9 protein-coding genes are annotated in these 12,385 nt (G+C 38.2%); 1 reads left to right on the forward strand and 8 read right to left on the reverse strand.

Features of this window, described 5'->3' with window-relative positions:
* Positions 1-144: 144 nt before the first annotated feature.
* Positions 145-801, forward strand: coding sequence for an SDR family NAD(P)-dependent oxidoreductase (locus tag DWZ44_RS03580; protein ID WP_117804224.1), 657 nt, complete (start codon positions 145-147; stop codon positions 799-801).
* A gap of 105 nt (positions 802-906) precedes the next feature.
* On the opposite strand, the gene DWZ44_RS03585 is transcribed toward DWZ44_RS03580, so the two are convergent.
* The 8 genes from DWZ44_RS03585 to DWZ44_RS03620 all read right to left on the reverse strand — a co-directional run bounded on the left by DWZ44_RS03585 (position 907) and on the right by DWZ44_RS03620 (position 12,144).
* A complete protein-coding gene (locus DWZ44_RS03585) occupies positions 907-1,713 on the reverse strand; it encodes a class I SAM-dependent methyltransferase (protein ID WP_117804225.1) in 807 nt (268 codons plus the stop codon).
* A gap of 47 nt (positions 1,714-1,760) precedes the next feature.
* Complete coding sequence (locus DWZ44_RS03590) at positions 1,761-2,405, reverse strand: L-2-amino-thiazoline-4-carboxylic acid hydrolase (RefSeq protein ID WP_117804226.1); 645 nt, start codon at positions 2,403-2,405, stop codon at positions 1,761-1,763.
* A gap of 253 nt (positions 2,406-2,658) precedes the next feature.
* Entirely contained in the window at positions 2,659-4,329 is a 1,671-nt protein-coding gene (locus DWZ44_RS03595; protein WP_117804227.1) for an ATP-dependent nuclease, read from the reverse strand.
* Between the two features lie 100 nt (positions 4,330-4,429).
* A complete protein-coding gene (locus DWZ44_RS03600; RefSeq protein ID WP_117804228.1) occupies positions 4,430-5,923 on the reverse strand; it encodes an SIR2 family protein in 1,494 nt (497 codons plus the stop codon).
* A gap of 16 nt (positions 5,924-5,939) precedes the next feature.
* Complete coding sequence (locus DWZ44_RS03605) at positions 5,940-7,169, reverse strand: restriction endonuclease subunit S (protein WP_117804229.1); 1,230 nt, start codon at positions 7,167-7,169, stop codon at positions 5,940-5,942.
* A gap of 169 nt (positions 7,170-7,338) precedes the next feature.
* Positions 7,339-7,638, reverse strand: coding sequence for a hypothetical protein (locus DWZ44_RS03610; protein ID WP_117804230.1), 300 nt, complete (start codon positions 7,636-7,638; stop codon positions 7,339-7,341).
* Positions 7,639-7,651: 13 nt separating this feature from the next.
* The gene (locus DWZ44_RS03615; RefSeq protein WP_117804231.1) at positions 7,652-9,229 is read right to left on the reverse strand and encodes a type I restriction-modification system subunit M; all 1,578 of its coding nucleotides are present in this window, start codon (positions 9,227-9,229) and stop codon (positions 7,652-7,654) included.
* Entirely contained in the window at positions 9,226-12,144 is a 2,919-nt protein-coding gene (locus DWZ44_RS03620) for a type I restriction endonuclease subunit R (protein WP_117804232.1), read from the reverse strand. Before DWZ44_RS03620 ends, DWZ44_RS03615 begins: the two co-directional genes overlap by 4 nt.
* Positions 12,145-12,385 lie beyond the last annotated feature (241 nt).

Here is a 12,385-nt window from a genome sequence, read left to right on the forward strand (position 1 = left end):
TTGTTGCAGTTTGGGAGACTCTTTTGTTTTATACAGTGATTTTTCCCGTAACATTTTCTTTTCCTGCATTCTTTTTCGTTTCTTCTGGATCGCATGCTGTGTTTGCGGTATAATGAGGGTAATATTTCATCGGGAGGTTATCGTATGCGTGTACTTATTACAGGAACCAGCTCCGGAATCGGAAAGGCGATTGCGGAGAAATTTTTAAAAGAAGGCTTTGACGTTACCGGATTTGACCGAAAGGAAGCTTCGATCAGACAGGAGTCGTATACCCATTTCTGCCTTGATATCCGCGCCAGAGAACAGTATCCGGCACTTGCGCCTTTTGATATTGTCATCAACAACGCGGGTGTGCAGAACGAGGATGATATTGATATCAATTTGAAGGGAACCATCGCAATCACGGAGGCGTACGGAATTCATGACAATATCCGCGCCGTCCTTATGATCGGCTCGGCCAGCGGCCATACCGGAGCTGAGTTTCCGGAATACACGGCAAGCAAGGGCGGTGTGCTCGCCTACACAAAAAATGTGGCACTCCGCATTGCACCGTACGGCGGAACGTGCAACAGCCTTGATTTCGGCGGCGTACTGACCGAGTTGAATCTGCCTGTCACAGAAGACCAAAAACTCTGGGATCAGATCATGGATCTGACGCCGCTGAAACGGTGGATGACCGTCGAGGAAACAGCGGACTGGGCGTATTTTATGACCGTGACGAACCGCTTCTGCACGGGGCAGAATATTCTGATTGACGGCCTTGAAGCGGGGAATGCACATTTTGTGTGGCCGGATGAATGATTTGTTAATTTCCTGCACAAACAAAAAACAGGTTCCCTGCACGGAAGCTTTTTGAGCTTTTCCGCTGCCGGGTTGCCTGTTTCTTTTTATTTTTTTCGTTTTTTCTTACGCTTTTTCAAACACCAGAATTTTCTCTGCGAATTTGTGGACGATCGGCATCCACATCACCAGCTTGTAGATGGGATTCAGTGTTTCCATACCGCGGGCGATGTTGTCGTCTTTTACTTTTCGGAAACCGGCGGCAATGTTGCCCAGGTCTGCAAAGCTGTTCGCACCCCAGGTAAATGTCGTGCCTGTCGCCTGGATGGATTTTTCGATGTTTTCTTTCTTTACAAAGTACGGGCACAGCGTTTCCATGCAGACGTAGGCATTGTCGAAGTGATCGCGGATGATGGCGAGCATCGTTCTGACCTCATCCGCTTTCATGTACATGGTCAGACCTTCGATGATGAAAAGTATTTTGCCCCGCACTTTTACCTGATCGGCCCATGCCGGATCGAGCACGGAACACGCAATCGTGGAAACGCGGCCGGATTCCTGATAGATCGAATCGCGCACCTCAATCGTCTCCGGCAGATCGAGATTGTACCAGGTAATTTTTCCATTATCCATGCGGTAAAACCGTGTGTCCAGACCACAGGCGATGTTGACGACGGTACAATCCGGGTTCTTTCGGATAAAGTCGCTGACCAGCTCATCAAACACAACACTCCGCGCTACGATTCCGCCGCTCATTGCTGTGTCCTTTTTCGCATTGCTGAAATCATAGTCGATGCGGTCAATCAGCTCTTCTGCTTTGGTGTCGCGGAACTTGTTTTTCGGATTTCTGCTGTGCATGGCACGGGCGTAGAAGCACTGCAGCATCGTCTCGGCAGTTCCGTTCAGTTTTGGTTTTATTTTTTCATTGCTCATTCTGGGTGATCTCCCTTCCATTTCACCGGTTCCGGTCCGGTCTTGTTTTATTTCGGATTTTCCACCTTGTCTCCCACAAACCAGTAATCACAGACCTCACCGCCGCCTGCCAGCGTATGGTCACGGTAGAGCTTCGCGTGCATCAGGGCTGCTGTCTTGTAATCAATGTCGCACATAATCGGCAGCACTTCCAGATAGCCCTCTTTTCGGGCGAAGGTGTTCAGGGGACATTGGGTGAAGTGGTAATAAAAACCGTTCTGATGCTTCGTCTCATCAAAATGAAAATCCCACGAATACGCCTTATACTGCGGATGTGCTTCCAGCCAGGCGGCATCCTTATGCATCATCTCCGCAATCCGCGCCATGCCGCTCTTCTTATTCGCATTAATCATCAGGCCCATGGCTTTCAGAAGTGGGAAGGACATCATCTCCTCTGAGATTGTACGCAGTTCATCCACAGAGATTTTCCGGTCGGATGCATCCCACAGGGCGAGGAAGATGAGGCCTTCATAGAGATTCGACGCCATCGGGTTGTCCTTTCCGATATCATCGGCGCGTCGAAGCATATCGCGGTAGATCTGGTTGGTTTTGCGGAGAAGCTCTGCGGTTTTCGCCTTGCCGTAACGTTTTAGCAGGCTTCTCTTAATTAAAGGAATCAACATGTTCCAGTATTTGCTGGTGTATTCCATCATGGGCAGGTACCTCTTTCTTACTTTTATTAGGCTTCACTAACTTGCAGGTGTAAAATTGCCGCCTACAATGTAGAAAAATAGGCGGAATTTTACTTTTCATTATGAGGTTATTATAGCACAGTTTTTGTTACTCTATCAAAACCGCAAAAATTTCTTGACTATAATTCAGCCTTCCTTTATTATAGAAATTAAGAAATGGGTTTTCTACCGTACGTGTTATTCTTAACAGCCAAGTGGGGTGCTCGTTTCTTTTTTATTTCTGATTCCATTTTTTTATAACTGCGTAAAGCGATTTTACCTGTTTCTCTAAATCTAACATTTTAGAAGCTCGTTCCTGTATAACATATGGCACCACCTTTTGGGCAAATTCCACTTTTTTAAACGTTGAACAAATCGGCTCTATATATTCTGGAAATAATTGATATTGTTCACATTGTTTTCCAATTTTTTTGCCAAAAGCTTCTTCTATAGCCTCCTTCTCAAGATAATTTTCTATTTCTTTTCCCTTAGTAATCCAACAAAAAGCACCATACTTTTCAAATTCATTTTTTACTCTCTTTTTTGTTTCATTTATTTTAGAATTATTTTTTCTTTTATCACTGTCAATAACAATAGCTGCATTTCGATTTGTCAATAATATACTTATCAAATCCTCACAATCCTGTTCTGCTGTATAGTGTGATAATAATCTTCCTCCATAATATAAAAATTGATAATCTCTCCCCTCTTCTATTTCATCATCTCCAAAAACCTTCAACCATCGTTTTATGTAGACTCTATCTGAAGGTCCCTCTACCCAGACAATGCCATTAGACTGCAATATATCCGATGCACGTACATCTAAATCATTCAATAACGTTGTTTTTGATATATAATCGTCTATTTTATGCATTTTGGATACACCATCTTGTTTTTCCACATGGAATATCTGAGTTCCCTCTTTATCGCAAAAAGTATTAATTGCCACATGAGAATGTGTCGTCAAGAAAATCATGATATCATTGTCTTGCGCATATTTGTAAATATATTCGAAAAGTTTTCTTTGTAACGCAGGATGCAGATTATTTTCCAGCTCTTCAAACGCATAAATAATTTTTTTATCTTTATACGCTTTCAATTTTGGAATAATCAGAAAATTGGCTAAAACTAATATTATGGTTTTTAATCCACTTCCCATCTTTGATAATGCATATCGTTTTCCTTTTTCTTGGAGAAAAATCTCCCATTTCAATTCTTCTCCATCATCTATCTGTTGTATCTTTATATTTTCATAAGTTGTTTCCGGATAAATAATGGCATTTAAAGCAGCTAATAATTCTTCTTGAACTATGTTTTCATCATACTCACTGTAATTTATTATTTTTCGAATTAAATTACTTGCTCCTTCTCCATTCAAATTTATGTTTTCATCATTTGATTCCACTTCCGGTACTATATTTCTTTCGGCATCCAATCTTCTAAACTCGTACTTCTCCCAAGAATTCTCCATTCTCCTACCAAACTGAGTCCAGTATCTGTTATATTTTCTTACAAAAATGTTTTCATTTTCAACATAATAATATTGAAAATGGTTTTCTCCATTTTTATAGTTTTCTATGCCAACTCCAAAATTCATTTTTTTACCAATATATTTTTTCCCAAATGCATAATGATCGATCTCTATCCCTGCTCCTGATACATTTTCCCGAAAAACATATCTGATTTCCTCCTCAGAAAGGGGATGAACTAACTGTATTTCTAATCCATTTTTCAAAAACGGGTTTTTAGCCAATGCATTAGCGTCAATAATATCCTCTATAATATCCAAACAACTAGATTTTCCCGAATTATTTCTTCCAATGAAAACATTAATTTTTTCAAACTCTAGTATCTCAACATATTCTTGTGTAAACGCCTTATATCCCCGAAATCTTAATCCTTCCATTTTCTTTCTCCACAAATGCACCAATTTTCATATTGACGATTAGTTCTTTGAATTGTAGCAAATCTTTTTCACATTTGAATAATCCTCATAACTTTCTCATCTATGCATTACTTTTTAAATCATATGCGCATAATAATTTGCGATAATCTGTTGAACGTTTATCTTCATAATTTTTCAAAAAAATCTCAACTTGTTCTAAATTCATTTTTCCGGACATAATAGAACAAATCATCTCTAACGTCTTATAAGTTTGAGGAACTTGTTGATCATCTAAAACCTCCTGCGGTGTTGAATGATCGCCTGTGCATGACGAATGTGGTGATTTAATCAGTGCTGCAATTTTATCCTTTTGCTGCTGCTTTAATTCTTCACTTCTACTGATTTCCGGACATATTGCCGAAAATGCAAAAATTGGAAAATATTGTGAGGATTGTATTTTCTGTTTATTTAAAAGTGACAATAGCTGTGAATTAGCTTCTTCTATTATTTCGAAATAGTTAATCATCATTTCAGACGTAGTTAAAAATTCGTACGTGATTGTTTTTCTCGATCCAACAACAAGTACTTTGTCCGAATTATTGAGTTCGTCCAAATCTTCTGTAATAGAAACTTCTATCGCACCACCTTCACATATTTCTCGAACAACACTCTGAACTTTCCGAATATCCATAGCGGAAACTGGTAACACAAGATTAGCCAATGCCTGATACACTGCCGTAAAATTGTCCGTTTTAATTTTATTTATACGTATAGTTTCAAACCCCTCAATATCTATGTCGTGTTCTATAACTTCCGTATTGTCAGACCCTTCTTCATACTCAACCAGCAAGAAATTATCCCTTATTTTCTTCGCTTCATCTGAATTATAATCAACATACGAAAATATTGTCCGAAGAATATCTTTTATGTTTTTATCTCCGATATTGTATCCGATAAAAATAATCGGATTATGTATAAACAAGGATAGTAACTGTGCACGGATCAGTTCATATTTGCAATTAAACTCTTCATAATCTTCCTCTGTTATAATAATTTTCTCTGGTTGTGAAACGCAGCCATGAATTTTGTATACTGACCCATATGGATTACTGAGTAAAATATTATTTCCAATTAATGGATTAAAAGAAAACAATTGCTCAATCATCGTATCATAATTTGTTGTAATGACCGAGCTTATATTTTTTCGTGCTTTCTTTAATTCGGCAATTTCATCTAATGCAGATTCTTTAATTTCCGCAGTTCTTAATAAATCAGCTAAATACAATTTAAATCGACTAATATTGATACCCTTTTGCATATTTTCATAAAAGATATCATTAATATATTCGAATTTTCCATGACGATTCTTTTTCAGATACTGATTAAAATCATTCTCTAATTGCGTTGCAATTTGCTCATAGACATAACCCGTAGAGTCCATATGTTCAGATTTTATGTCCAAGTAGTATTCTGGATTTTCATTGAAATCCATTGCCACCTTTTGAAGCAACGAATCCCAGCTATATGAATTTTTTAAATAACGTAAACTCAATCCTGTTCCAACAAACAAAACAGGATGATTATGATAATTTGATATAAATTCCTGTATATTCATTTTTTTAATTCTCCCTCTATACAAACATCTGCTGCAACAATCCCTTTTTCAATTCTTTCCATGCATTCAATGTTTCTTTGTAATTGTCAATAACATCGTCCAGCGCTGACAGGCAATCTGCGATTTTCTTCTGTTCGACAAGGCAAGGAACTGGGATTGCAATATCAGATAAGGTACCTAAATACACTCCTGCTTGAGCACCTTTGTTCTTTTTTATTTCCAATTGATTTTGAAAATATGCTACATCACATACTGTTTTAAGATAGCTACTATCAATAATATTTTTATCAGGTCTCATTATACCTACGCTTCTTTGAAAAGCAACATGCTTACATACATCTGTCACCAAAGCAGTTCTTCCCAACGTTCCAACAATAGTTATTAATACATCACCAACTTGCAAATTATATTTACTAAAAATTTTATTATAGTCTTCATCAGAAATTAATCTGCTATCATTTGGAATATGTACAACATTATCGAAAATATCTTTAGCACTTAATAAAGGGTGACCATTACTAACATTTTTGTGAGTCCCATGCGTACCATCTTTAACAAATTTCGTACACTCACTAATCTTCTTTTCTTCCCACTCTGGAAATTGACTTCCATCATTCGCTTTGAATCTTATTTCCTGACTAAACAGCTTCTGCATCACACCTTTTTTACGTTTTTCCCACAATGCTACTATTGCTTTTTGTTTATCTATTACCACGTCTATTGTATGTAAAAACATCACAATTTTTTTTTGTTCTTCCAAGCATGGAACATATATTGTTTTCTTCTTCCAGTCATCTATATTAAAAAACATTTTCTCAATATCAACACCATATGAACTAATATAAAACTTATGATACATTTTTTTCGTCATAGAATACAATGCAAGATAATCCATTAACAGCACATCACTATTTGACAATACCATATATTCATTTGAGACTATCGCCCCATCAAGTTCCGCCGAAACTATGCCATTAGCCCCATGAACAATTTGCCGTTTTGATATAATATAATCTCCCTGCTTTACCTGGTAATAATTTTTCACTAAAATATTTTTCCCACAAAACAATCCACGAGATACAATCCCTTCATTTCTTCGTTTCACAGTTAATAATTGGTACTGATCATCATCTTTCATATGAATTGGTCTTTTAGATTCAGTAATTGCATCACTAATTTTAATTTCATTCCATTCTGGAAAATCGCTTCCATCATCTGTTTTAAATCGTAACTTAGGTTCAATCATTCCGTCCGATCTCTCTTTCTTCTTTATACACAAAAGTTTTCATTCGAATTCCATTATGATATTTAAAATTCAAATAAGTCCACTCATTAGAACCTGCATCTTTTTTTCTTCCAATATCAATATCAATTTAAATTTGAAATTCTGATACACTATTCGCTTTTGCTGTATACTATGTTTTCTTTACTTGATACAACTCAACTTTATTTTTTTCTTCATTTCTTACAGCCACTTGTCCATCTTGCAAATAAAGTAAAACATCTTGATTATTATAATTTGCACACTTTGCCATAATTTCATCTAGTGCCTTTCCATCAACGCTAAAAAGCATTGCATAATTATTAATAATCTCAACATTATCTGCTTCAAAAATGACTGGCCTTTTAATTTTACTAATTAAAACATTCACAAAGCTGACGCCAACGTTCAAAACACTAAGTACAATTGCAATAATATTAAAAATCTTTTCCATAACCTTACCGTTCCTATAAACCAAGCTGTTTTAACATATCTTCAACCTTATCAACCGCTATTCTTGTCTCTGCATCTAGTCTCTTAATTTCCGCTCGCACAGCCTCTAAATCCACCAGTTCTTCCTCTTCAAACGTATCCACATACCTCGGAATATTCAAGTTATATCCATTCTCCTCAATCTCACTCATCTCCGCCACATGAGCAAACTTATCAACATCTACACGCTTCTCATACGCTTCGACAATCTTATCAATATGCTTCTGCTCCAACACATTCTGGTTCTTTCCAGCCTTAAACTCTTTTGACGCGTCAATAAACAAAATATTTCCCGCATTTCCGTTTCTCTTGCTTTTCAGCACTAGCACGCAAACCGGAATTCCTGTTCCATGAAACAAGTTTGCTGGAAGTCCGATTACTGCATCCAACCGATTCAGATCTTTGATGATATATTTTCGAATGGTTTCTTCCGCGCCTCCACGGAACAGTACACCGTGCGGCAGCAGCACTGCAACGCGTCCGTCATCTTCGTCCATATGATAAATCATGTGTTCCACAAATGCGAGATCCGCCTGTCCTTTCGGTGCCAGTTTTCCTGCTCCGGAATAGCGTGGGTCATCTTCAAACTGTTTATCCGCAGACCATTTCAGAGAATACGGCGGATTGCACACCTGTACTGTCATTTTGATATCGCCGTATTTGTCATCTTTCAGTGTATCGCCTTTGTAAATATCAAAATTCTGCCAGTCGATGCCGTGCATGATCATGTTCATACGGCTCAGATTGTACGTTGTCGCATTCAGCTCCTGTCCATAGAAATGTCCGACTTTTCCTGTTGTCAGATGTTTCTGTACTTCCAGAAGCATAGACGCAGAACCACAAGTACAGTCACCAACCGTCTTTGCTTCATCCAGCCCCAATGCCGCAAGTGTTGCACAGAGCTTCGACGGGCCTGCTGGCGTAAAAAATTCGCCGCCTTTCTTTCCTGCATCCGATGCGAATAAACCAATCAGAATCATATACGCTGTACCGAGTACGTCAAACTGGGAATCCTGCAAATCGAAATCGATATCTGATACACGTACCATAACTCGCCCGATCATTTCCGTACGGTCTGCCACCGTCTCTCCAAGACGGGAATCCTGCAGACGCATATCGTTAAACAGTCCGTCAAATGCTTTGTTGGATTCGTGTCCCATCGTAGAGCCTACCAGATCATTGATCGCTTTTTCGAAATCTTCCACATTGAATTTATCCGCATCATTTTCAAACTTTGTAATCTTGCGAATCAGATTTCGAAACAGATTTTCCGGCTTAATTACATAACCCAGTTTTGACAGTGACCATTCTTCTACAACCGGTCTGTATTCATCATCCGCAAAGGCTTCTTCATATGTGATTCCATCATCATTTTTGAGAAGATCGGTCATATACATTTCTGTTCGCTCAGAAAGATAGCGATAGAAAATTACTCCTAAGATATAATTTTTGAACTCGCTTGCATCCATCTGGCCGCGCAGATCGTTCGCGATTGCCCATAATTTCTGTGAAAGTTCATCCGCCTGTGCCTGATATGTATTTGTATCTGTCATTCTGTTTCTCCTTCAGCCTTGTATTTTTTATAAGTATCCTGTATAAATCTTTTCACATTCTTAGTCAATTTTGTCATTTTCAGCAGTCCCAGCGGATATGCCATCAATCTTTCGCGAATATTATCCTCCGAGACATTACCACTGAATGTATATGCCGAGACCAGATCTGATACTATCTTGAAATCAATCTGATTGTCAAATGCAAATTCTTCCATATCTGCCTGCATCTGTTCTTTTTCAAATTGATTGAATGCCTCCATGACATCTGCATTTTCCGGCAGATCGTAAAATCTCGTTAAGATAAACTGCCGCATCACTTCTTTTTTCAAACGCAGGGATTCATTATCAGAACGCTCGATTTCCCGCAGAATCAGATCGACATCCTGCTGCTTTTCTTCCTCTGTCTTAGTATGTGTTTTCGCATTTTTTAACAAGTTCAAAATATACACAACGTTGATTCTGTCTGTTCTGACAAGCTCAATGTCAAAATCCACATCCACTGGAACCGGAACTTTCGGATTTGGATTGACGGTTTGATCTTTATAGTACAAATACCAGCTTTTGAATCCTTCGTATTCATTTTCATCCATGACTGCTCCAAGATCTGCCCAGTCAAACTTCGAAAAAGTTTTCAATGTAGCAAGCGTCTTTGCCAGCGCACGGAATGCCATAATAAACATGCGGATTTCATCTTCTGATTGTAACTGTCCCGCAGCTTCTACGTCGGGTGTGATTTTTCTTAAAATCACATTCTGATTCATCCATTGATTTAAATAATACGCATAATCTTCCAGCAGATATTCGTTCGGATCTCCATCACCCGAAAACAGAGTCAATGCATCATCCTGCCACTGCTTGATATTTCGATACGTTACAATCTGTCCAAACTGTTTTGTTACTTTGTCAATACGGTTCGTACGACTGTATGCCTGAACAAGTGAATGCCAGACCAGATTTTTGTCCAGATACAGCGTATTCAATGGTTTTGCATCGAATCCGGTTAAGAACATATTGACCACGATCAGGATATCCACCTGTGGAAGCACTTTCTGTTTTAACCGCTTCGCAATATCTTTTCTGTACGGATCAAACGTATCAATACCAAACGCTGTACCATACATGGCATTATAGTCCTGTATGCAACGCTCCAGCAGTTCCTGCGAATGTTCATCTGCTCCATCATCCATATCTTCATTTGCCTGATAAGAAAAAATAGCTGCAATTTTCAGCCGTTTCTCCTCCGGAACTGTTTTATTCAGTTTCTGAAATGCATCATAGTATTTTCCAAGTATTGGAATAGAATCTACTGCAAAAAGTGCTGTGTACGTATCCTTTCCCTGCGGATGCACATGCTGTTCATGATGTTCCATAATGTGTTTTGCAACTCTGGTGATTCGTTCCTCATCATGATAAAGCGGTGTCATGTCGATATTATGGCGTTTGCAGTATTCTGGATCATCCAACTGTTCTGGGTCAATTCCTTTTACTGCAATATTTTTTGCAAAAATTGTCCGCTGATATTCTACAGAAAATCGGAGCACATTGCCGTCTGCAATTGCATCTTTGATCATATATCGGTGCAGACATGCATCCAGTTTATCCCCAGCATGGAACACATCTGCCGTTGTACGTCCGTCAGCACCTTTATTCTTCTCAAAAATAGGCGTTCCTGTAAATCCTATATAATTGGCTTTTTCAAAGTGTTTCTGAATCTGCGCATGCATACTGCCGAATTGGGAACGATGACATTCATCAATGATAAATACTACTTTTTTATCTCGGTAACCATCCATAACCTCTTCGTATTTTGGATTTTTCACAGCATTCGCCATTTTCTGAATGGTTGTAACAATCATCTTTTTCTCAGATGATTTCAGCATCTGAATGAGCACACGGGTGCTGTCTGTATTGTCAACGCAGTCTTTTTCGAATGAATTATATTCTTCTACGGTCTGATCATCCAGATCTTTTCGGTCAATCAGAAATACTACAAGATCAACTCTTGCTTCTTCTCGAAGAAGCTGAGCCAATTTAAAAGATGTCAATGTTTTTCCTGAACCAGTGCAGGCAAAGACATAACCATTCTGCTTCACTTCCAGTACCCGCTTCTTTGCTGCTTTTACTGCATAAATCTGATATGGACGCATTACCATCAGCACTGGTTCTGTCGTTTTGATAATCATGTATTTGTCTATCATTTCTGTGATTGTCGGCTTGCAGAAAAATTCACTGGTAAAGGTATTCAGATCGTTGATTCTTGTATTTTTATCATCGGTCCAGAAAAATACGAGTGATTTCAAAATCGGGTTATAGCGACCATCTACCATTTCATTTTCATTACAGAAATATTTTGTCTGCACAGAGTTGCTGACTACAAACAGCTGTAAATATCGGAACAAGCCTTTAAAACTGAACTTTCTATAGCGATTGATCTGATTGATCGCTTCGTTGATTTCCACACCAGGACGCTTTAACTCAATCTGGATCATCGGAAGTCCGTTGATCAGTACGGTTACGTCATATCGATTTTTATATACAACATCCTCTTTATGTGCTTTATCCATAGTGACCTGATGCGTTACCTGATAAATGTTTCTGTCTGTATCGTTGGAAAAGAAATCAAGATATACATTCTCTCCATTATCGAGCTGCAGAATATATTTATCTCGCAAAATTTTCGCAGATTCATACACGGAATGGTTATCCATGTGAATCATAATACGATTAAATTCTGTGTCAGAAAAGGATGCCGCATGGCCTTTTTCTTCCAGCTTTTTCGCGTTGAATTCTGCAAGCTGTGCGCGGAAATTGGCAAGGACATCCTCATAGGTATTCAATTTGATAAAGCTGTATCCAATACTCTCTAAGCGGTCGATCAATATGTTTTCGACTTCGTATTCTGAAATATGCGACATAGGCTTCTCCCCTTTCCTGACGTTTCTTCCATTTTTCTTTATTATCTCATATACCTTTGTAAATTTCAAACTTTTGTTCTATTTTGTATTATATTCAAATTCAATACACTGCACATTTACAGGAACTTCAAATTTTCTGACTATTTTTTATTACTTTCTTTTACTTCTCTTTTCTGTTATAATACATTTCAAGAAATGAGTTTTCCTTGTTCGTTTTTTATTGGGAATCTTAGACACTCTA

Origin of the sequence: Blautia sp. AF32-4BH, assembly GCF_003460565.1 — a bacterium.
GTDB lineage: Bacteria > Bacillota > Clostridia > Lachnospirales > Lachnospiraceae > Fusicatenibacter > Fusicatenibacter saccharivorans.